The sequence below is a fragment of the Streptomyces sp. NPDC091272 genome (assembly GCF_044757485.1).
Taxonomy (GTDB): domain Bacteria; phylum Actinomycetota; class Actinomycetes; order Streptomycetales; family Streptomycetaceae; genus Streptomyces.
In genome coordinates, this window is record NZ_JBIVVC010000002.1 from 36874 (window position 1) to 58770 (window position 21897).

A 21897-nucleotide genomic window follows, 5' to 3' on the forward strand; every position below is an offset into this window, starting at 1 on the left:
CGGTGGTGCGTGACCAGCCGTAGGTGATCACGCCTGGGCGAAGGGCCGTTCACCGGTGTGGACCAGGCCCAGCTGCTGGGTCGCCCGGGTCAGCGCGACGTACAGGTCGCTGAGGCCGCGTGCCGAGCCGGACCTGATCAGGTCCGGCTCGGTGACGACCACCGTGTCGAACTCCAGGCCCTTGGCCTGGTGCGGGGCGAGCAGGACGACCCGGGCGGTGAGGTCGGGCTCGGCGCCGTACGAGGCGTCGGGCAGTTCCGCCGCCAGGGCGGGCAGCAGGCCCTCCGGGGCGACGACGGCGATCCGGCCCCCGGACCGGGCGCCGGCGAGCGCCTCGGTGACGGCCTCCGCGACCGTACGGGGCAGGGCGTGCGCGGTGGTGGCCCTGCTCCACGGCTGGACACCGGTGGAGCGCACCGAGGCCGGCGGTTCGAACGACGGGTCGGCGGTGCGCATCACGCGTGCGGCGAGGTCCATCACCTCCGCCGGGGTCCGGTAGTTCACGCCGAGCCTGGTGTGCTCGAAACGGCTCCCCACGTACGGTTCGAGGATTTCCTGCCACGAGCCGCAGCCCGCCGCGTCACCGGTCTGTGCCGGGTCGCCGACCAGGGTCATCGAGCGGGTGGGGCAGCGGCGCATCAGCAGCCGCCACGCCATCGCGGACAGCTCCTGCGCCTCGTCCACGATGACGTGTCCGAACGCCCAGGTGCGGTCCGCGGCGGCGCGCGCCGCGGCGCTGCGGTGGTCGCCCTCGTCGTGCCGTTCGGCGAACCGCTCGGCGTCGATGACGTCGTGTGCGGAGAGCAGCTCGGAGTCCTCGTCCTCGACGTCCTCGAACTCGTAGGTGCGAGAGCCGTACGACACGTCCAGGACGCCCTGCGCGTAGGCGACGCGTTCCTGGTACTCGCGGGCCGCGGCGGCGCGCGCCGCGTGGTCGTCCGAGCCGAGCAGCTCGGCGGCCTCGTCGAGCAGGGGTACGTCGGCGGACGTCCAGGCCCCGGCCCCGGACCGCCGGATCAACTCGGCGTCGCTGTCCGGGAGATGGGTCGGGGACTCCAGGAACTCGGTGATCAGCTGCTGCGGGGTGAGCTCGGGCCACAGGCCGTCGATCGCGGCGACGACGTCCGGGTTGGCGGCGATCTCCTTGCCGAGCTGTTCGACGTCGGAGGGGGTGAGGATGTTCTCGTCGGGGCCCAGGTCCTCGCCCAGCTCCTCGGCGATGGCCTCGTAAGGCTCCCGCCCGATGCGGTCGGCGTGCTGTGCGGTGAGGGCGTCCAGGACGTGCCTGCCGAAGTGGGCACGGGCCAGGTTGTGCGGCAGCCGGGTGGCGCGGGCCAGGTGGCGGGCGTCCTCGGCCATGGCGCGCTCCAGCCGCAGTGTGTACTGCTCGTGCGCGATCTCCAGGACGGTGTCGGGGGCCGTCTGCCGGTCCCGTACCACCTGGGCGAGTACGTCGGCCATGGCGGCACGGCCCTTGACCGCGGCGGCCCCGGGGGTGTCGGTCGCGGTGGCGGTGACACCGGGGAAGAGCTCGCCGGTGGTGGCGAGCAGGACGCCGGTCTCACCGAGCGAGGGCAGGACGTCGCCGATGTAGCCGAGGAAGGCCGGGTTGGGGCCGACCACCAGGACGGCGCGGCGGGCCAGCTGCTCCCGGTAGGCGTAGAGGAGGTAGGCGGCGCGGTGCAGGGCGACGGCGGTCTTGCCGGTGCCGGGGCCGCCCTCGACGACGAGCACGCCACGGTGGGGGGCGCGGATGATGCGGTCCTGCTCGGCCTGGATGGTCTGCACGATGTCGGCCATGCGGCCGGTGCGCGCACCGTTCAGGGCCGCGAGCAGCACGGCGTCGCCGCTGGGGTCCTCGTGGCCGGTGCGCTCGGTGTCGCGCAGGTCGAGGATCTCGTCGTGCAGCGCGGTGACGGTGCGGCCCCGGGTGGTGAGGTGCCGGCGGCGGCGCAGTCCCATCGGGGTGTGCCCGGTGGCGAGGTAGAAGGGCCGGGCGACGGGGGCGCGCCAGTCGATCAGCAACGGGGTCCGTTCCGCGTCGTCGCGGCGGATTCCGGCCCGGCCGATGTGGTGGGTGGCGGCGCCGTCCCCCGCCTCGTTCTGCTCGCCGTCGTGGAAGTCCAGGCGGCCGAAACACAGGCCGGACTCCACCGCGTTCAGCGCGGAGAGCTGTCCGGAGCGTTCCTGGGCGGTGATCTCGCGCTCCACGCGGGTCTGCCGGCCGTTCCCGGTCTGGGCGAAGGAGCCCTGTACGGCGGCCTCGGCCTGCTCCCGCAGCGCGTCGAGCCGTTCGTACAGACCGTCCACGAATTGCTGCTCGCCGCGCAATTCCTGGGATTCCTGGGTTGACAATTCCTCGGTTGACAAGTCTTCCCCCACTGGGATACGGTGACGTCATAAGGATCCCCATGACAATTTCCAATTTCAGTCATGGAAACGTCCAATATACGCAGAGAAATACCCCGGCTGTCAATTGCGCCGGGGTATTTCTCTGTGTGCGCGCCTCGGTCGGCCCGGGTGCCTCAGTCCGCCGGAAGCGATTCGACGAAGGTCAGCGGCGCCGTCAGGGTCACGTACCGAAGGACCCTGAGCGCCGTGCGGTCTGGGCAGTGGACCGCGAATGCGCCGCCCCAGCGGGCGACCTGCTTGCGCACCCGGAGCAGTAGCGCCAGGCCGCTGCAGTCGAGGAAGGTCACCTCGCGGAGGTCGACGACGGTGTGCCGCGGCCGCGAGGTGAGGGCCCGGTCGATCGGGGGGCCGCACCGGATCGCCGCATGGAGATCGAGTTCACCGGACAGGCCGAGGACGAGCGTGCTCCCCGCCTGTCGTTCACCGACGATCTGCTCGACGGTTGATTCCGGCATGTTCGCCATCCCAGGGGCTCGCACTGTCTACGATCGGTCGACTCACCGGGGTCTGGGATGGTCTCCATGAACGTAAGCATCGACCGGGCGCGCAGAATCGGTTCCTCATACGGATGTAGCCCGTACGAGTGACTCTGACCTGACTTTCCTTGACTCAGCGGCGCGAGATCCGATCCTTCCCCGCTCCAGGCAGCAGGACCGCCACCAGCACCGTGCCCGCACCGAGCACCACCGCGCCGACCAGGCTGGTGTGCGCGACGGCGTCCGAGAAGGCGGAGCCGACGGCGTCCGCCATCTCCTTGGCTCCCTGGGCGAGTTGCTCCGCCTGACCCTTCAGCTGGGCGGCCTGCTCGGGCGAGGTGGCCTTCGCCGCCTGTCCCGCCAGCGCGTGCGCCTTCTCACCGATGCCCTGCGCGACCGCGTACCCGGCGCCGACGGAGTCCTGCGCGGTGTCGAGTGCGGAAGCGGGCAGCTTCGTGCCCTGCACGCCGTCCGCCAGGTGCGAGGAGTACGCACCGGCCAGTACCGAACCGAGCACCGCGATGCCGAGCGAGCCGCCCAGTTCCAGGGAGGTGTCGTTGACCGCGCCGCCGACGCCGAGTTCGGACTCGGGGAAGGCGCCCATGATCGCGTCGGTGCAGGGCGAGAGCGCCAGGCCGATGGCAAGTCCGAGGATGACCAGGGGCGGTACGAAGTCGCCGTACGAGGACGCGGCGTCGATCCGGGTGAGCAGGGCGAGCGCGACCGTACCGCCGACCATGCCGGCCGTGACGGTGGTCTTCATGCCGAGTCGCGGGGTGAGGAAGCCGGTCAGCGCGGAGCCGACGAACACGGCGCCGGCCAGCGGCAGCATCCGTACACCCGTCTCCAGGGCGTTGAGGCCGAGCACGAACTGGAGGTGCTGGGTGAGGAAGTAGAACGCGCCGAACACGGCCAGGAAGAAGAGCGCGACGGCGAGGTTCGAGCCCGCGAAGCCCCGGTCGAGGAAGCGGCGGACGTCGAGGACCGGGCGCGGGTGCCGCAGTTCCCACAGTACGAAGAGCAGCAGTCCCACACCTGCGACGACGGCTGCGCCGATCGCCTTCGCGTCCCAGCCGAAGTGCGGGCCCTCGATGATCGCGAAGATCAGGGCCGCGACCCAGACGACGGAGAGGAGTCCGCCGACGTAGTCGATGCGGCCGTGCGAGGAGGCCTTGGAGGGCGGTACGAGCGTGTAGGCGCCGATGATGGCGAGGGCGGCGACCGGCACGTTGATCAGGAACGTCGAGGCCCAGCCGTGGTCCTCCAGCAGCGCGCCCGCGACCAGGGGGCCGGCGGCGATGGCGAGCCCCGCGGTGGCGGTCCAGATCACGATCGCCTTGGCGCGTTCGGCGCGGGGGAAGGTCGCGGCGAGGAGGGAGAGCGTGGCGGGCATGATCATCGCGGCGCCCACGCCCATCACGGCGCGGGCGGCGATGACGCCGTCGGCGCTGTCGACGAGCGAACCGGCCACCGACCCGGCGCCGAACACCAGCAGCCCGAGGACGAGTGCGCCTCGGCGGCTGTACTTGTCACCGACGGCGCCCAGCAGCAGCATCAGCGCGGCGTACGGCACGGTGTAGCCGTCGACGACCCACTGGAGGTCGGCGCTGTTCAGCCCGAGGTCCTTGGTCATGTCAGGGGCGGCGACGGTGAGAGCGGTGTTCGCCATCACGATGATCAGCAGGCTGAGGCACAGGACCAGGAGCGCCCACCAGCGCCTCAGATAGGGCCCGACCATCTTTTCGACCGGTTGGTTCGCGACCAGGGGCACGGTTTCCACCTCTTTGACATCTTCTGGCGATTCCTGCGGGCGCGCGCTTGCACACCGATGTGCAATTACACAGCCGTGTGCAAGTTACGGGAATGCACAGCCATGTGCAAAATGGGGGCATGACCACGGGTGGCTCGACCGGAACCGGTAGCTCAGGCAGGGCGGACGCGAACCGCCGCCGCATCCTGGAGGTCGCGCTGGCCGAGCTGCTGCGCGACCCGGACGCGAGCATGGACCAGATCGCGCGGGCGGCGGGGGTGGTGCGGCGCACGGTGTACGGGCACTTCCCGAACCGGGAGGCCCTGGTGGCCGCGCTGGTCGACGGCGCCGCGGAGGCGGTCATCGAGGCCCACGCGGCGGGGCGCGCCGGGGTGGCCGACCCGGCGGAGGCGCTGGCGCGCGCGATGCTCGCGGTCTGGCACATCGCGGACCGCTACCGGCTGCTGGTCGCGCTGGCCCAGCGGAGCGTCACGATGGAGGGCATCAAGCAACGGCTGACCCCGGTGCGGGAGGACTGCGTGGCGCTGCTGCGGCAGGGGCAGGAGGCGGGGGTGTTCCGGTCCCCGGTGCCGGCGGCGGCCCTCGCGTACGTCCACGAACAGACGCTTTTCGGCCTGATGGAGGCCGTGAACGAGGGAGCCCTGCCCACGGCCGAAGCGGGCCGGGCGGCCGCGACGACGGCCCTGCTCTCGGCGGGCGTGGGGGCGGCGCGGGTGGAGGAGCTGCTGGGGCGGGTGGGGGTTCAGGGGTGGCTGAGTGATCAGGAGCGAGGGCACACTGCTGACTGACGCCAGGCGGGCTCTTGACTGACTGACACCGGGCGCGGCCCCCGGTCCAGCCACGACCCCCGGTCCGGCTGCGGATACACCCCGGTAACCCCTGGATCTTCCTACGAGCTGTGTTCTCGTCGGAACGCACCGTAGCCACCGGCCCCCTCCTGTCCCTACGGTGTGCCCGTGCACCTCACCCCGCCGTCCGACGCCCCGCCCTTCGACGCGCCCGCCGCCCGCCGGCTGCGCGAGGCGCTCGGGATGGAACCCGGCCATGTCGCGTACGGGCTCCAGGCGCAGTACGGGCTGCCCGTCGGACCCGAGTTGGTGGTCGCCTGGGAGCGGGGGCTGCGTACCCCGACCGCCCACGAGGTCACCGCCCTGGCCGGGGTGCTGTGGTGCTCACCCGCCGAACTCCTGCACGCCGCCCGCACGCTGCGCGAGCACCGCACCGCGCGCGGGTTCTCCACCGCCGACCTGGCCCGGCGGGTCGGGCTCGGCCTGGACGCGTACGTACGGATGGAGGAGACGGGCAGGTGGCGCGGCACCGAACGGCAGTCGGCCGCACTGGCCGCCGAACTCGGCCTGTCCGCACAGCAGTTCGTGACCGCCGCGGGCCGTGACGAGGACCTGGCAGAGCTGCTGCGGAGCGCGGTGACGACCCGCTGGCAGGCGTACGTCAGACCGCTCGCCAAGGTGGTTCCGCTGGAGCGCGCCGCGCTGGAGGACGTACTCCTGCGGCTGCACGCCGACTACCAGTCGCGGATGGTGGCGACGCTGGGCTGGGGCGGCGGCGTCGGGGACGCGGGCGACGGGGCCGCGGGGCGGGAGTTCCTGACGGAGGTCGTGGGGCACTTCTGGGAGCGCGCGAAGGGGGCCCGCTGACCTTGCGCGGCTGACCTTGCGCCGGCTGACCTTGCGCGGCTGACCTTGCGCGGCTGACCTTGCGCGGCTGACCTTGCGCAGCCGACCTTGCGCAGCCGACCTTGCGCGCCGTACGACGCGGCCCCGGTCGCCCCCGAGGGGGTGGCCGGGGCCTTCGGCGTGCGAGCGGGCGGTCGGGGACCGTCGGTCACGCGCGCGGGCGGCCAGGGACCTCGGGCGCGCGGGCGGGGGCGACGCGGGCCGGTCCGCCGACGGCCCCGAGAGGTCCTAGAAGACCGACTCGGCCTCGCGCATCCGGTTGTCCGGAACCGTCTTCAGCTCGGTGACGCCCTCGGCCAGCGGCACCATCTGAATGGTGGTGCCGCGCAGCGCGGTCATCTTGCCGAACTGCCCGGCGTGCGCCGCCTCCACCGCGTGCCAGCCGAAGCGGGTCGCCAGGACCCGGTCGTACGCGGTGGGGGTGCCGCCGCGCTGGACGTGACCGAGGATGACCGGCCGTGCCTCCTTGCCGAGCCTGCCCTCCAGCTCGACGGCGAGGCGGGTGCCGATGCCGGTGAAGCGCTCGTGACCGAACTGGTCGATGATGCCCTTCTCGTACGGCATGGTGCCCTCGGCCGGGCGCGCGCCTTCCGCGACGCAGATGACGGCGAACTTCTTGCCGCGCGCGAACCGCTCCTCGACCATCTTGACCAGCGAGTCCACCTCGAAGGGCCGCTCGGGCAGGCAGATGCCGTGGGCGCCGCCCGCCATGCCGGACTCCAGCGCGATCCATCCCGCGTGCCGGCCCATGACCTCGACGACCATGACGCGCTGGTGGGACTCGGCGGTGGTCTTCAGCCGGTCTATGGCCTCGGTCGCGACGCCGACGGCCGTGTCGAAGCCGAAGGTGCGGTCGGTGCCGTTGATGTCGTTGTCGATGGTCTTGGGGACGCCGACGACCGGCATCCCGGCGTCCGAGAGCATCCGGGCGGCGGTCAGGGTGCCCTCGCCGCCGATCGGGATGAGGGCGTCGATGCCGTACTTGGCGGTCAGCTCGGCGCAGTTCTCGGCCGCCTCGCGCAGCCGGTCGCGCTCAAGCCGGGCCGAGCCGAGGATGGTGCCGCCGCGCGGCAGGATGCCGCTGACCGCGTTGAGGTCGAGCGGACGGAAGTGTCCGTCGAGGAGGCCCTTGAAGCCGTCCTCGAAACCGATCACCTCGTCGTCGTGTCCGGCGACGGCGCGGTGCACGACCGACCGGATCACTGCGTTCAACCCAGGACAGTCGCCGCCTGCGGTGAGAACTCCGATACGCATCGTGCTGTGTCTCCTGCTCTTGGTGGTACTTGTGAGCCAGGTGCCAATTGTTCCACGCCCGGAATGCGACGCGCGCTTTCGGATACTCCGGACCAACGGGGACAGAGGGTCTTTGGCCCTTGGCCAAGGGACTTCTTCCGGCGGGCGCTCTATCCAGCCTCAAAGGTATTGTCAAGGGTGCAAGACCACCCTAACCGCACAAACTCGGCAAAGCCGCTGGCCGGCCGCCGAGCGGCCCCACCGGCCTGTTGACTTGACCTGGCGACCGGGTAACCGGGTGACCGGGTGGCCCGGTGACCGACCCGAGACTTACCGACGACGAGACGGAGAGCACGCGTGACGCGCAGCGTGTACGTGACCGGCATCGACCGGGGGGACGGCCGCCAGGTCGTCGAGCTGGGAGTCATGGAGCTCCTGACCCGCCAGGTGGACCGGGTGGGCGTGTTCCGCCCCCTGGTGCACGACGGCCCCGACCGCCTCTTCGACCTGCTCCGCACCCGCTACCGGCTGTCCCAGGACCCGGCGACGGTGTACGGCATGGACTACCGCGAGGCGTCCGCACTGCAGGCCGAGAAGGGCACCGACGAGCTGGTCTCCCGCCTGGTGGACCGCTTCCACCAGGTGGCCAGGGATTACGAGGTGGTCCTGGTCCTCGGCACCGACTTCGCGGACACCCAGCTCCCGGACGAACTCTCGCTGAACGCCCGGCTGGCGAACGAGTTCGGTGCGTCCGTGATACCGGTCGTCGGCGGCCGGAAGCAGACCGCCGAGTCGGTGCGCGCCGAGGCCCGCAACGCCCACCGCGCGTACGAGAGCCTGGGCTGTCACGTCCTCGCCCTGGTGGTGAACCGGGTCGCGCCCGCCGACCGCGCCGAGATCTCCGAACGCCTCGAAAGCCGGCTGCCGGTCCCCGCGTACGTACTCCCGGACGAGCCCGCGCTCGCCGCACCGACGGTCGCGCAGATCACCCAGGCGCTGGGCGGAACGGTCCTGCTGGGGGACGACGCGGGTCTCGCGCGCGACGCGCTGGACTTCGTCTTCGGCGGCGCCATGCTGCCGAACTTCCTCAACGCCCTGACCCCCGGCTGCCTGGTCGTGACCCCCGGCGACCGCTCCGACCTGGTGGTCGGCTCGCTGGCCGCACACAGCGCCGGCACACCGCCCATCGCCGGCGTACTGCTGACGCTGGACGAGCGGCCCGGCCAGGAGATCCTGACCCTGGCCTCGCGCCTCGCGCCCGGCACACCGGTGGTCTCGGTGGCGGGCGGCTCCTTCCCCACCGCCGGGGAACTCTTCGCCATGGAGGGCAAGCTCAACGCCGCCACGCCCCGCAAGGCGGAGACCGCACTGGGCCTGTTCGAGCGACATGTCGACACCGCCGATCTGCTGACCCGGATGTCGGTGGCCCGCAGCGGCCGGGTGACGCCGATGATGTTCGAGCACGAGCTGCTCGAACAGGCCCGCTCCGACCGGCGCCGCGTCGTCCTCCCCGAGGGCACCGAGGAGCGTGTGCTGCGCGCCGCCGACGTGCTCCTGCGCCGCGACGTCTGCGACCTCACCCTCCTCGGCGACGTCGACGTCATCCGCAAGAAGGCCGCCGACCTGGGCATCGACCTCAAGGGCACCCAGCTCATCGACCCGCAGACCTCCGAGCTGCGGCAGACCTTCGCCGAGCGGTACTCCCAGCTGCGCGCCCACAAGGGCGTCACCGTGGAGCTGGCGTACGACGTCGTCGCCGACGTGAACTACTTCGGCACGCTGATGGTCCAGGAGGGTCTCGCCGACGGCATGGTCTCCGGCTCGGTGCACTCCACGGCGGCCACCATCCGCCCGGCCTTCGAGATCATCAAGACCAAGCCGGACGCCAAGATCGTCTCTTCGGTGTTCTTCATGTGCCTCGCGGACAAGGTCCTGGTGTACGGCGACTGCGCGGTCAACCCGGACCCGAACGCCGTCCAGCTCGCGGACATCGCGGTCCAGTCGGCCGCCACCGCCGCCCAGTTCGGCGTGGCACCGCGGATGGCGATGCTGTCGTACTCCACGGGCACCTCGGGCGCGGGCGCCGACGTCGACAAGGTGCGCGAGGCGACCGAGCTCGTCCGCTCCTCGCGCCCCGACCTGCTCGTCGAGGGGCCGATCCAGTACGATGCGGCCGTCGAGCCCTCGGTGGCCGCGACCAAGCTCCCGGGGTCCGAGGTGGCCGGCCAGGCGAGCGTGCTGATCTTCCCGGACCTGAACACCGGCAACAACACCTACAAGGCGGTCCAGCGTTCGGCCGGCGCCGTGGCCGTCGGCCCGGTCCTGCAGGGCCTGCGCAAGCCGGTCAACGACCTCTCGCGCGGCGCGCTCGTCCAGGACATCGTCAACACGGTCGCGATCACCGCGATCCAGGCTCAGGGCGAGCCCCGGGAGCGGCGCGACGAGCAGACCGCGCCCGGCGAACAGCCCGCCGCCCCGCAGAGCACACGGGCCCCGCAGAGCGGCGGGGCCGCATGACCTCCGTACCCGTACCAGAAGGCAGTGCCGTGACCAGCAACCCGACCCGTGTCCTCGTCCTCAACTCCGGCTCCTCGTCGCTGAAGTACCAGCTCATCGACATGCGCGACCACTCCAGGCTGGCCATGGGGCTGGTCGAGAAGATCGGCGAGGACACGTCCGCGCTGGTGCACACGCCGCTGTCCGGCGGTGGTGACAAGCGCGTGCGCGAGACCCGGTTCGCCGACCACGACGAGGCCCTTCAGGCGGTCGCGCTGGAGCTGGCGTCGGACGGTCTGGGCCTCGACTCCCCCGAACTGGCCGCGATCGGTCACCGGGTGGTGCACGGCGGGCTGAAGTTCTCCGCGCCGACCGTCGTCACGGACGAGGTGCTGGAGGAGATCGAGCGGCTGGTGCCGGTCGCCCCGCTGCACAACCCGGCGAACATCACCGGCATCAAGACGGCCCGGGCACTGCGCCCCGACCTCCCGCAGGTCGCCGTCTTCGACACCGCGTTCCACACGACGATGCCGGAGTACGCGGCCCGCTACGCGATCGACGTCGAGACCGCCGACGCGCACCGCATCCGCCGCTACGGCTTCCACGGCACCTCGCACGCATACGTCTCCCGCAAGACGGCGGAGCTGCTGGGCAGGGCTCCTTCCGAGGTCAACGTCATCGTGCTGCACCTCGGCAACGGGGCCTCCGCCTCCGCGGTGCAGGGCGGCCGGTGCGTCGACACCTCGATGGGGCTGACCCCGCTGGAAGGCCTGGTGATGGGGACGCGCTCCGGCGATCTCGACCCCGCGGTGATCTTCCATCTGGAACGGGTGGCGGGAATGTCGACGGACGAAATCGACACGCTGCTCAACAAGAAGAGCGGGCTGGTCGGCCTCTGCGGCGAGAACGACATGCGGGAAATCCGCCGCCGTATCGACGAGGGCGACAAGCAGGCCGAACTCGCCTTCGAGATCTACATCCACCGGCTGAAGAAGTACATCGGCGCCTACTCCGCCGTGCTCGGCCGGGTGGACGCGGTGGCCTTCACCGCGGGCGTGGGGGAGAACGCGGCCCCGGTGCGCGCGGCGGCGGTCGCTGGCCTCGCCGAACTGGGTCTCGCGGTCGACGCGGATCTCAATTCCGTACGTTCCGACGAACCCCGGATCATTTCGCCGGAGTACGCACGGGTGGCCGTGGCCGTTGTACCGACCGACGAAGAACTGGAAATCGCGAACCAGGTGTACGACCTGGTCGCAGCCGTCGACAACAACGACAACTGAGCGCGTCTGAGCAGCACCGCGCCCATTTGTACATTCCACCAGACGGAATATTCCGCAGCGAAACAAACCGATAGGATCCGCCTTATGCGCCGTTCCAAAATCGTCTGCACCCTTGGCCCCGCCGTCGACTCCCACGAGCAGTTGGTCGCTCTGATCGAAGCCGGCATGAGCGTGGCCCGATTCAACTTCAGCCATGGCACCCACGAGGAGCACCAGGGCCGTTACGACCGCGTCCGCAAGGCCGCCGCCGAGACGGGCCGCGCCGTGGCAGTGCTCGCGGACCTCCAGGGTCCGAAGATCCGCCTGGCGAAGTTCGCCGAGGGCCCCGTCGAGCTGGTGCGCGGTGACGAGTTCACCATCACCGCCGAGGACGTCCCCGGTGACAAGTCCATCTGCGGCACCACGTACAAGGGCCTGCCGGGCGACGTCCAGAAGGGCGATCCGATCCTGATCAACGACGGCAACGTCGAGCTCAAGGTCGTGTCGGTCGACGGTCCCCGCGTGAAGACGATCGTCATCGAGGGCGGTGTCATCTCCGACCACAAGGGCATCAACCTGCCCGGCGCGGCGGTCAACGTCCCGGCCCTGTCCGAGAAGGACGTCGAGGACCTCCGCTTCGCGCTGCGCATGGGCTGCGACCTGGTCGCGCTCTCCTTCGTCCGGGACGCCGACGACGTCAAGGACGTGCACAAGGTGATGGACGAGGAGGGCCGCCGCGCCCCCGTCATCGCCAAGGTGGAGAAGCCGCAGGCCGTCGAGCACATGGAGGGCGTCGTCATGGCGTTCGACGGTGTGATGGTGGCCCGTGGCGACCTGGCCGTCGAGTACCCGCTCGAAAAGGTCCCGATGGTGCAGAAGCGCCTCATCGAGCTGTGCCGCCGCAACGCCAAGCCGGTGATCGTGGCGACCCAGATGATGGAGTCGATGATCACCAACTCCCGTCCGACGCGCGCGGAGGCCTCCGACGTCGCCAACGCGATCCTGGACGGCGCGGACGCGGTCATGCTCTCCGCCGAGTCCTCGGTCGGCGCGTACCCGATCGAGACGGTCAAGACGATGTCGAAGATCGTCGTGGCCGCCGAGGAGGAGCTCCTCGGCAAGGGACTGCAGCCGCTGGTCCCCGGCAAGAAGCCCCGCACCCAGGGCGGTTCGGTGGCCCGCGCGGCGGCCGAGATCGCGGACTTCCTGGACGGCAAGGCGCTGGTCGCCTTCACCCAGTCCGGCGACACCGCCCGCAGGCTGTCCCGCTATCGCGCGGCCCAGCCGATCCTGGCCTTCACCACGGACGAGGCCACCCGCAACCAGCTCGCGCTGAGCTGGGGCGTCGAGTCCTTCGTGGTCCCCCACGTCGACAACACCGACGCGATGGTCGACCTGGTCGACGCCGAGCTCCTCAAGCTCCAGCGCTACAACAACGGCGACACCATGATCATCACGGCCGGCTCGCCCCCCGGCATCCCGGGCACCACGAACATGGTCCGGGTGCACCACTTGGGCGGCGTGGAGGCCACCGCCTGACGGCAGTCGCCCGTCCGGCACGTGGTGCGGCGACGGCCGCGGCGCAGCTGAACGAGGGCGGGTCCGGGGTACTGCACCCCGGGCCCGCCCTCTTCGGCATTCAGGACCTTCGGCCCGCCCGGCCGGGCCCATCGGCCCGGAAGGGCCCCCGAACCCGCTGCTACGTTGGACGAGTTGCACCGCCCGGAGCCCCCGGGCCCCGCGGCATCCACCACGTGTACGCCCGGCACTGCCCGGCGACAGGTACGGCCGAGAGGAGGCGATGGTCCCATGGATCACAGTCCGAGTTGCCCGCACAGCGCACTCCGCATCGCCTCTGCCTCCGCCACCGACACCGCTCGCTGAACCTCGGTCCTCTCTTCCTGAGTCGCGGCCGTGGCTCGGCCGGGTCACCGCGACGGCCTTGAGGGCCCCGCGCCCCCGCCCTCTTACGGGCAGCCGCGGATTCCGCCCGCCTGAGCTGATCCCCGGAGTCCCGGCTCATCGGGGCCGCCGTGGGCGATGCGCGCCTTCGACGCACCCACACGTACACCCCCTCACGCAGTGCACCGCCGTGCCGTGCGTTGCCGTCAGGCATCCCGCGGCCCCGCGGTCCGCGACGCGTCTGCCCGAGTTACGGCTGACGCAACGTCACCACCCCTATGCACTAGGAGACTTCACCATGACGCACCACGCCTTCAGCACGGAGACCCTGGGCTCCCGGCCTGTCGGTCAGAGCCCCGCCTCCTTCGAGCACGCCCCCGAGGCCCCCGAGAGCTTGGAGCTGCTGCGCGAGATCCGGGACGAACTGCGGGACTTCAACAAGGACATGGACCGGCTCAACGCCCTGACGGAGGAGCAGGTCGTCTCCACCGTGCAGAATCGCAAGGTCGCCGCGATCACGCTGATGTTCGTGATCCCGTCCACGTTCGCCGCGATTCCCGGTGCCAACTTCGAGCACCTCGACGAGTACGGCTTCGACAGTTTCTACGCCCTGCCGGCCCTGCTCGGCGCGGTCGTCGTCTCCGCGCTCGCCACCTTCGCCGTGGTCAAGCGCAAGAGGTGGCTCTAGACCAGCACCGCACCGCGCCCGGCGCACGGCTGAGCCCCCTCCGTCGAACACGGAGGGGGCTCAGCCGTGCGCCGGGCGGTTCCGCCAAGGCCGCTGCGGTCGGCGTCAGTTGGCCGCCGCGTTGCCCGTACCCGGGCCGGTGAAGTAGTTGTGCAGACCGGGGACGGTCAGGGTGCCGCCGAACTGGCCCGCCTGGACGACCCTGACCTTCGTGAACATCGCGATCGGCACGTTCAGCGGCGGCGGTGACTCCGGGCTGAAGGTGATCGGGATGAGGCCGAAGAGGTTGCCCTTCAGCTCCTCGGTGTACATGGTGACCGTGCCCTGGCGGAGGGTCGAGGTGGAGCCCTTGCGCGCCTGGACGTGGCCCGTCGTGCCGTTCGGGCCGACGGTCGTCTGGTGCAGGTCCTTGATGTCCGTTTCCTTGGTGGTGAACTTCAGGACCTTCTTGATCTTGCCGCCCGCGGTGCGGACCTCGACGACGCCCTCGTAGTTGAGGCCGCGGAGGGTCAGCATCGAGGTTTCGAGGATCCACGGGTCGTCCGGCAGGTCCGGGATGCCCGGCTCCAGTTCGGCGTCCGCCAGGGCCTTGGGGTCGGCCGTGGGGCAGGGGAAGGGGATCTGGCCGTCCGCGTTCGGGACCAGGTCGGGCTTGCCGTCGCCGTCCCGGTCGAAGTCCTCGACCTTGAGTCCGAGCTTCTCGGCGGCCTCGCGGATGGCCTTCTCGGTCTTGGCGGTGGCGGCGTCGGCCTTGTCCTTGGCGGCCTGCTCCTCCTGCGCCAGTTTCTCCTTGGCTTCCTTCGCCTTCTTGTCGAGCGCGGCCTTGGCGTCGTCGGCCTTCGCATCCTCAGCCTTCGCGTCCTTGGCGTCGTCGGCCTTGGCGTCGCCGGCCTTGGCGTCCTTGGCGTCGTCCGCCTTGTCCGCGCCGGCTGCTCCGGCGTCGCCCGGGTCGGCGGCCGGGGGCTTCTGCGCGTCGTCGGCCGGCTTGTCCTTCGCGTCCGGGGCCGCGGAGTCCTTCGGTGTGGGCGTGGCCGCGGGGGGAGCCGCCGGCTCCTCCTTCTTGCCGCCGAGGCCGTCGAAGAAGTCCTTGATCGCCGGTCCCACACCGAGCGGGTCCAGCGGGTTCTTGGACTCGGTGGGAGTGGGGGTGGGCGCGGGTGTCTGCGCCTCGGCGCCCGGGGCCTTGGGCTGCGCGGGCGACTTCGTGGCGTCCGGGGGCGGCTTGCCGTCCTGCGCACCCGCCCCGGCGCCGTCACCGGCGGCGTCGTCCTTCGCCGGGTCGTCCTTCGCCGCGTCGTCCGTGGCACCGCCGGGCTTCGTGGCGTCCGGCTTCGTGGCGTCCGGCTCGCCCGCCCCGTCCTTGCCCTTGTCCGCCTCGTCCTTGGCGGCGCCGTCCTTGTCCGCCTGGTCCTTCGCCGCCTCGTCCTTCGCGGTGTCCGGCTTGCCGTCCCCGTCCTTGTCGGCGTCCTTGGCCGCCTCGTCCGGCTGGGTCACGCACGGGCCGGGGGCGAACGGGTTCACCGGTTCCTCGGCCGCCATCGCCAGCTTCGGCGTCAGGCTCATCCCGACGAACACCGCGGTGGGCATCGCCGCGAGGGCCAGGGCCTTGCCGGCCGGCATGTGGAGCTTGGTCAGCAGCGACTTCCTGGGGGCCGCGTGGCGCGGCCCGCCTCTACCGCGCGCCGCCTCTCCCCCGCCCGCGATCTCCTGGGCCTCGTCACCCCGCACTGTTCCTCCTGCCATTGGCGTCGACGGATGTGTCGGTCGTGCTGGTGTCCGGCGCGTGCGTGCCCGTACCGGCTCCCGGGCCCTGGGTCTTGGTCAGGTTCGGCCCCGGCTGTCCGGTGTCCTGCGGCGGCACCTGCGTCAGGGTCATCGTCCGGTCGGGCGACGACGGCTGCGCGGAGGGCTGCGCGGGGACCTGCGCGGCGGGCTGCGGCTCAGGCTGCGAAGGCGCCTGCGCGGCAGGCTCCTTCGCCGGGGCCCATGCGATGGACATCGCACCGCCCAGCAGCGCGAGCAGGAAGCCGATGATGAAGCCGCCGATGTTCGACACCGGGATGGAGACGAGGGCGAGCAGGATCGCGGCCACACCCGCGAAGATCCGCACGATGGAGTGGAACCACATCGTGAGGCCGAGCGTGACCAGCAGTACGCCGATGATCAGCGAGCCCGCACCCGCCGTCGTCGCCATGGTGAGCGTGAGCGAGCCCATTTTGAGGTCGTTGTACGGGAAATACATGATCGGGACGCCACCGAGGATGGTGAGGAGTCCCGCCCAGAACGGCCGGACGCCTCGCCAGGCGCGGAAACGTAGCCGCCAGTATTGGAAATCGCGGCTCTCGCTCGGAACCGAGGTCTCGGCGCTCATGAAAACAGCTCCCTGGAACCGGTGTTGCTGTGCAGAAGATGAGGGAGAGGGTGCGGGCGGGCCACCCCGGTGATGAGCCGGCCAACGGTGTCCCGCCCGCGGCGGGGTGCTAGCGGCACGCCCGCGTCCGAGTGCCTAGTAGCACTCCTTGACGCCCTTGTGCAGGCGCAGGCTCAGGTTGCTGAGCTTGAAGGTGCCCGCCGAGGTCGCCCAGGCGCGCTGCTTCACCTTCGTCAGCACGGCCTTGTCGGCCTGCTGCGCGAAGCCGAAGGGGTTGGCCTGCGTCCCCTTCTGGATGCCGGGGCCCTTGGTGGCCTTGCCCGCCGCGACACCGATGTCGATGTTCGAGAACTCGGCGTCGGCGTCGAGGTCGGCGACGTCCAGGTAGATGTTCTCGGCGTGCACCGGCGTCGCGCCGGTGCCTGCCTTGAGCATCAGGCTGACGCTGCCGAAGATCGGCACGCCCGGCGTGACGACCGACTGGCACATGTTCGTGATGTCGGCGGTCTTGAAGCCGGAGACCGCGACCGGGTGGGCGGTCGGGTTGCCCTCCAGGTCGGTGCCCTGGGCGATGCTGCCGTACTGCACGAAGCCCGTGCCGTCCAGCTTGTCGGCCGTGACCTTGAAGTCCTGGCCGGAGACGCTGAACGAAGCCGCCAGCGCACCCTGGGCCATGGCGACGCCGATCGCGGCGGTCGCGGCCACGCTCGGCACCATGACGACCGCGAAGCGACGCCATCTGGTTCCACCGCGTACTTGGGAACTCATGTACTTTCCTCCTTCTCGGACGTACATCTCCGGTACGGGCAGGGGCCCGTCGGGATGGGAGAAGTGCTACGTCCTCGGAGGGCGGGCGCCGCGTCGGAGCCCGGCACGAGCCGTGTACCGATCACCGGCGATCACCCCCGAGCGACAACCACTGGCCACGCGTTCGCGCAACCTGCTGGACAGGCACCGCGGTTGAGCGCGGAGACCCCCCTGTCCTGAGCCGGCACCACTGCTGCCGGCCCGCCCGGTGGGGACCCAGAGAACCCGCCGACCCGACCGGCTTGTCAGGGCGTGGGCAATGGACCGAGCGTGGCCGATCGTGGTCCATTCACGGGCTCGGCACAAGGGGGTTCGTTACTCGCTAGTAACGGGCCGATAACCGAAGCACTGCCGGGCGGTCTCGCAGGGTTGCGTACGGCTGCGTCGCGTGACGCGGCAAATTGGGCGATTGCCGAGAGAAGGCGGACAGAAGGACAAGTTCGCTTTACTGCGAGTAACAGCGGCCGCGATTACCAAGTTTTGGTAAAGCGCGGCCGCGTTTTGTCACTGTGTCGCCAAATTCCCGCGAGGCGGAAGAGCGTCGCGGACACCGCGGTGGTGGTTGAGGTTTAAACACCATCCACCGATATGTCGCCGCACCCGGGGGCGGATTGCCCCGGATCCGGCGGCGGAACTGCTAGAAGAGCACTCGTGCGAGGGCCGCCCGCGCGGATGCCACCCGCGGGTCGTCGGCGCCCACGACCTCGAAGAGTTCGAGCAGCCGGACCCGCGCCGCGTTGCGGTCGTCCCCCGCCGTCACGCGCACCGTGTCGACGAGCCGCCCGAAGGCGTCCTCGATGTGACCGCCCGTGAGGTCCAGCTCGGCGGCGGCGATCTGCGCGGACACGTCGGCGGGCCGCTCGGCCGCCTCCTTGCGCGTCTGCTGCGGGTCCAACTTCGTGACCCGGCCCAGGAGTTCGGCCTGCACCAGGCCGGCCTTCGCATCCGGGTTGGCGGGGTCGTCCGCGAGTACGTTCTTGTAGGCCTGGACGGCGCCCGCGAAGTCGTTGGCGTTGAGCGCGTCCATCGCCGCGTCGAGCAGCGCGTCGTAGGGGCCGACCGGGACGGTGGTCTCCGCCTCGGCCACGGGGCCGTCCGCGACCTGGATCCCGGTGAGCCCGAAGCGCTCCTCGCCGACCTGGATCAACTGGTCCAGGGTCTGCCGGATCTGCTCCTCGGGGGCCACGCCCTGGAAGAGCGGCAGGGCCTGTCCCGCCACCACGGCGAAGACGGCCGGAATGCCCTGGATGCCGAACTGCTGCATCAGCATCTGGTTGGCGTCCACGTCCACCTTGGCGAGGACGAACCGGCCCGCGTACTCCTGGGCCAGCCGCTCCAGGAGCGGGCCGAGCTGCTTGCACGGCTCGCACCACTCGGCCCAGAAGTCGATGACGACCGGGACCTCGGACGAGCGCTGGAGGACGTCTGTCTCGAATCCTGCCTCGTCGACGTCGAAGACGAGGTGGGAGGCGGGCACTGCTGCGGTGCCGCCCTGCCGGGCGGTCTCGGCGCGCGCCTGCTCCGCCTTCTGCCGGGCCTCGTTGGCCGCTTTCACCGCGGCGAGGTCTACGACGCCGCTCATGGACATGTTCCTAGGCTGCATGCGTACATCCTCCCCCCTCGGCGACCGGTTCAGAAAAGGCTCCGCCCCTGACGGGGGGTGCCGCTGTGCGATGTCGTTCGGTACTGCTCGGGCGGCGCCGGGTCCCCACCTGACGCCAGTGGTTGTCGCTCGGCCTCACGGGAAGTCTCGCGGAAGGCTTTCGCTACGGGTCGTAGCGTAACTCGACCGCCCGGCGGAACGCGCCGTGATCTCCCTCACGATCACCTTCGGGGCCTCTGCCGGACCGGACCTACTCGCCGGTATGGTCTCCGGCATGTCCACCCCCGCCACTCCCTCACCACCCCGCACGGGCCGCCCCCGCAGCGTCACCGCCGACGCCGCGATCCTCGGCGCGACCCGCGACGCACTGGTGGATCTGGGCTGGTCGAAGTTGACCATGAGTGATGTGGCACAGCGCGCCGGGGTCGCCAAGACCACCCTCTACCGGCGCTGGGCACACAAGAACGAGCTCGTCGTGGACGCGGTCGCGGTCCTCTTCGACGAGCTCGAACTCCCGGACCGGGGAAGCCTGTTGGCGGACGTGCAGGGCGTGGTGCTGCAGTTCGCCGCGCTCCTGGAGCGCCCCGAGACCAAGACGGCCCTGATGGCGGTGGTCGCGGAGTCCACGCGCGACGCCGCCCTGCGCGAGCGGATCCGCTCGGCCATCGTGGACCGGCAGAAGCGCCTCGTGCTGCTCGGCCGGGAACGCGCGCAGGCCCGCGGCGAGCTGCCGTACGAGGAGTCCCCCGTACAGGCGGCGCGCAACGCGGACCTGATCTTCGACGTGATCGCCGGGGCCGTCGTCCACCGGGCGCTGGTGAGCGCGGAGCCGGTGGACGAGGCCTGGGCACGCAACTTCACGGTCCTGCTGGTCGGGGGGCTCGGCGGGGTGACCCCCGGCTGAGCCTCCCCGGGCAGATCGGACCGGCCGGCGCGGGACCCGGCGCGACTCAGACCTGGTAGCGGTCCGGCGTGAAGAGGTGGACGTTCTCGGCGACCCACTCGCTGGTCCGCTTCAGCCCTTCCTCCAAGGACATCTCCGGTTCCCAGCCCGCCCATTCACGCGCCCGGGTGTTGTCGGAGAGCAGCCGCTCCACCTCGCTGCCCGTGGGCCGCAGCCGTGCCGGGTCGACGACGACCTCGGCGTCCCGGCCCGAGGCGGCGATCAGCGCGCTCGCCAGTTCGCCGATCGCGATCTCGCGCCCCGTACCCAGGTTGACGCTCTCGCCGAGCGCCCTGTCGCAGTCCGCCAGCGCCAGGAAGCCGCGCGCGGTGTCCGTGACGTAGGTGAAGTCCCGGGTCGGCGTGAGCGAGCCGAGCTTGATCTGCCGTGCCCCGGAGTGCAGCTGGGCCAGGATCGTCGGGATGACGGCGCGCGCCGACTGCCGCGGCCCGTAGGTGTTGAAGGGGCGTACGACGGTGACCGGCAGCTCGAAGGCGTGGTGGAAGCTGAGCGCCATCATGTCGGCGCCGATCTTCGACGCGGAGTAGGGCGACTGCGGCTGGAGCGGGTGCTGCTCGCTGATCGGCGCGGTCAGTGCGGTCCCGTACGCCTCGCTGGTGGAGGTGTGCACGAGCCGGCGGACGCTGTGCCGGCGGCAGGCCTCGGCGATGTTCTCCGTGCCGACGACGTTCGTCTGGACGTAGGCGCCCGGAGAGGCGTAGCTGTACGGGATGCCGATGAGGGCGGCGAGGTGGAAGACGGTGTCCGTGCCCGCGACGGCGTCGCTGACGCGGCCCGCGTCGCGCACGTCGCCGGTGAACATCTCGACCTGGTCGCTGCGCAGGTGCTGCTTGAGGAAACCCTTCTCGGCGTACGGCTTGTAGTGCACGAAGGCACGGACGTCGGCGCCGAGCTCCACGAGCAGGTCGACCAGGGTGGAACCGATGAACCCCTCGGCGCCGGTGACGAGTACCTTGCGGCCGTTCCAGTCGATGCGGTCGCGATTGGCGGCAGTGCTCATGAGGTGTACTCCAGGTCTCGGGAGATGTGGGCGAGTTCGGGAAGTCCGGAGAGGCGCAGCACCTGGGCGGCGAGCAGGTCGGCGGCCTGAGCGTGCGTGCTGGGGCCCGCGGCGCGGGACATCGCCGCGAGCCGGGAGGGGTCCGCGAGCAGCGGCTCGACGAGTGCGGCGAGGCGCTCGGCCGTCGTCTCCTCGTCCGGTACGAGGTGGGCGGCGCCGGCGTCGGAGAGGACCCGCGCGTTGTGCGTCTGGTGGTCGCCGGGGGCGTGCGGGTAGGGCACCAGCACCGCGGGCACCTTGACCGTCTCCAGTTCGGCGACGGTCGCGGACCCGGCCCGGCAGACCACGAGGTCGGCCGCGGCGTACGCGAGGTCCATCCGGTCCAGGTAGGGCACCACCGAGGCGACCTGCGCGGCGCCCGCGTACGCCACGCGCTGCCGGGTCTCCGCCAGCTTGGCCGGTCCCGTCTTGATCAGCAGGTGCACGTCGTCGCGGTGGCGCCACCTGGCCGCCAGGCCCACGGCCGCCTCGGTCAGCCGCACCGCGCCGAGGCTGCCGCCGTTGAACAGGACCAGCCGGGACCCGTCCGGCACGCCCAGCGCCCGGCGGGCCTCCTCACGCAGCCGGGCCCGGTCCAGGTGGGCGAGCGACGCGGCGATCGGCATGCCGACGGTGCTGGCGTTCTGGCCGCCCGCCAGGTGGGCGCGGCTGCGGTCGAAGGCGACGGCGATGTTGTTGGTCAGCCGGGCGGCGAACTGGTTGGCCCGCCCGGGGACGGCGTTGGACTCGTGGATGATGCTCGGCAGCCCGGCCATCCTGGCGCCGACGATCACCGGGGCACTCGGGTAGCCGCCCATGCCGACGGCGACGTGCGCGCCCTGTTCCTTGAGGATCGCGCGGGCCTGTGCGCCCGACTTCAGCAGGGCGGCGGGCAGCAGGTACCGCTTCGCCCCCAGCGAGGGGTCGAAGGGGATCATGTCGACGGTGTGCAGCCGGTGTCCTGCGCCCGGTATCAGCTCCGTCTCCAGGCCCCGGGTCGTGCCGACGAACGAGATGACGGCGTCGGGCACGGCCCGGCGCAGTGCCTCGGCGAGTGCGAGCCCCGGGTAGATGTGCCCCCCGGTGCCGCCCGCCCCGATCACGACTGAGAGTGGTGTGCGCATGGCCGCCACACTCACGAAGATCCGTAAGAAGGTTCTAAGAGGTTCCGTTGACCGCATT

Annotated in this window: 17 protein-coding genes; 7 read left to right on the forward strand and 10 right to left on the reverse strand. The window is 71.1% G+C overall.

Going from position 1 to position 21897, the window contains the following annotated elements; translation table 11 throughout:
- Window positions 1-27 precede the first annotated feature (27 nt).
- The 3 genes from ACIQM4_RS05000 to ACIQM4_RS05010 form a co-directional block, all read right to left on the reverse strand.
- Window positions 28-2331 carry a HelD family protein gene (locus ACIQM4_RS05000; protein WP_401588080.1) on the reverse strand — a complete coding sequence of 768 codons (2304 nt, stop codon included), beginning with the start codon at window positions 2329-2331 and terminating at the stop codon, window positions 28-30.
- 194 nt (window positions 2332-2525) lie between these two features.
- On the reverse strand, window positions 2526-2867 hold the full coding sequence (locus ACIQM4_RS05005) for an STAS domain-containing protein (protein ID WP_401586214.1): 342 nt from the start codon (window positions 2865-2867) through the stop codon (window positions 2526-2528).
- A gap of 154 nt (window positions 2868-3021) precedes the next feature.
- The gene (locus ACIQM4_RS05010; RefSeq protein WP_401588083.1) at window positions 3022-4626 is read right to left on the reverse strand and encodes an MFS transporter; all 1605 of its coding nucleotides are present in this window, start codon (window positions 4624-4626) and stop codon (window positions 3022-3024) included.
- Window positions 4627-4778: 152 nt separating this feature from the next.
- Between ACIQM4_RS05010 and ACIQM4_RS05015 the strand changes: the two genes are divergently transcribed.
- Together ACIQM4_RS05015 and ACIQM4_RS05020 are read left to right on the forward strand one after the other, a co-directional pair.
- Window positions 4779-5447, forward strand: coding sequence for a TetR/AcrR family transcriptional regulator (locus ACIQM4_RS05015; protein ID WP_401586216.1), 669 nt, complete (start codon window positions 4779-4781; stop codon window positions 5445-5447).
- A 168-nt stretch (window positions 5448-5615) separates the two neighbouring features.
- Window positions 5616-6314: an XRE family transcriptional regulator gene (locus tag ACIQM4_RS05020; protein ID WP_401586219.1), complete on the forward strand. Its 699-nt coding sequence runs from the start codon at window positions 5616-5618 to the stop codon at window positions 6312-6314.
- Between the two features lie 267 nt (window positions 6315-6581).
- On the opposite strand, the gene ACIQM4_RS05025 is transcribed toward ACIQM4_RS05020, so the two are convergent.
- Window positions 6582-7607 (reverse strand): ATP-dependent 6-phosphofructokinase, encoded by a 1026-nt coding sequence (locus ACIQM4_RS05025; protein WP_401586222.1) that lies wholly within the window; start codon window positions 7605-7607, stop codon window positions 6582-6584.
- 336 nt (window positions 7608-7943) lie between these two features.
- Between ACIQM4_RS05025 and pta the strand changes: the two genes are divergently transcribed.
- The 4 genes from pta (at window position 7944) to ACIQM4_RS05045 (ending at window position 13931) form a co-directional block, all read left to right on the forward strand.
- Window positions 7944-10103, forward strand: a complete 2160-nt coding sequence (pta, locus tag ACIQM4_RS05030; protein WP_401586225.1) for a phosphate acetyltransferase — start codon at window positions 7944-7946, stop codon at window positions 10101-10103.
- Complete coding sequence (locus ACIQM4_RS05035; protein ID WP_401586228.1) at window positions 10100-11362, forward strand: acetate kinase; 1263 nt, start codon at window positions 10100-10102, stop codon at window positions 11360-11362. The genes pta and ACIQM4_RS05035 overlap by 4 nt, the downstream gene beginning before the upstream one ends.
- A gap of 84 nt (window positions 11363-11446) precedes the next feature.
- Window positions 11447-12880, forward strand: a complete 1434-nt coding sequence (gene pyk, locus ACIQM4_RS05040) for a pyruvate kinase (RefSeq protein ID WP_401586230.1) — start codon at window positions 11447-11449, stop codon at window positions 12878-12880.
- Between the two features lie 661 nt (window positions 12881-13541).
- Complete coding sequence (locus ACIQM4_RS05045; RefSeq protein WP_401586232.1) at window positions 13542-13931, forward strand: hypothetical protein; 390 nt, start codon at window positions 13542-13544, stop codon at window positions 13929-13931.
- Between the two features lie 105 nt (window positions 13932-14036).
- Here ACIQM4_RS05045 and ACIQM4_RS05050 read toward each other — a convergent pair whose 3' ends face one another.
- From ACIQM4_RS05050 to ACIQM4_RS05065, 4 genes are all read right to left on the reverse strand, one after another.
- Complete coding sequence (locus ACIQM4_RS05050) at window positions 14037-15659, reverse strand: hypothetical protein (protein WP_401586235.1); 1623 nt, start codon at window positions 15657-15659, stop codon at window positions 14037-14039.
- Window positions 15649-16302: a DUF6114 domain-containing protein gene (locus tag ACIQM4_RS05055; protein ID WP_401586238.1), complete on the reverse strand. Its 654-nt coding sequence runs from the start codon at window positions 16300-16302 to the stop codon at window positions 15649-15651. The genes ACIQM4_RS05050 and ACIQM4_RS05055 overlap by 11 nt, the downstream gene beginning before the upstream one ends.
- A gap of 135 nt (window positions 16303-16437) precedes the next feature.
- A complete protein-coding gene (locus ACIQM4_RS05060; RefSeq protein ID WP_401586240.1) occupies window positions 16438-17070 on the reverse strand; it encodes a DUF6230 family protein in 633 nt (210 codons plus the stop codon).
- Window positions 17071-17746: 676 nt separating this feature from the next.
- Entirely contained in the window at window positions 17747-18712 is a 966-nt protein-coding gene (locus ACIQM4_RS05065) for a tetratricopeptide repeat protein (RefSeq protein WP_401586243.1), read from the reverse strand.
- A gap of 274 nt (window positions 18713-18986) precedes the next feature.
- Between ACIQM4_RS05065 and ACIQM4_RS05070 the strand changes: the two genes are divergently transcribed.
- Entirely contained in the window at window positions 18987-19616 is a 630-nt protein-coding gene (locus ACIQM4_RS05070) for a TetR/AcrR family transcriptional regulator (RefSeq protein WP_401586245.1), read from the forward strand.
- A 46-nt stretch (window positions 19617-19662) separates the two neighbouring features.
- On the opposite strand, the gene ACIQM4_RS05075 is transcribed toward ACIQM4_RS05070, so the two are convergent.
- Together ACIQM4_RS05075 and ACIQM4_RS05080 are read right to left on the reverse strand one after the other, a co-directional pair.
- Entirely contained in the window at window positions 19663-20676 is a 1014-nt protein-coding gene (locus ACIQM4_RS05075; protein ID WP_401586248.1) for a GDP-mannose 4,6-dehydratase, read from the reverse strand.
- Complete coding sequence (locus ACIQM4_RS05080) at window positions 20673-21839, reverse strand: UDP-N-acetylglucosamine--N-acetylmuramyl-(pentapeptide) pyrophosphoryl-undecaprenol N-acetylglucosamine transferase (RefSeq protein WP_401586250.1); 1167 nt, start codon at window positions 21837-21839, stop codon at window positions 20673-20675. The genes ACIQM4_RS05075 and ACIQM4_RS05080 overlap by 4 nt, the downstream gene beginning before the upstream one ends.
- Window positions 21840-21897: the final 58 nt, after the last annotated feature.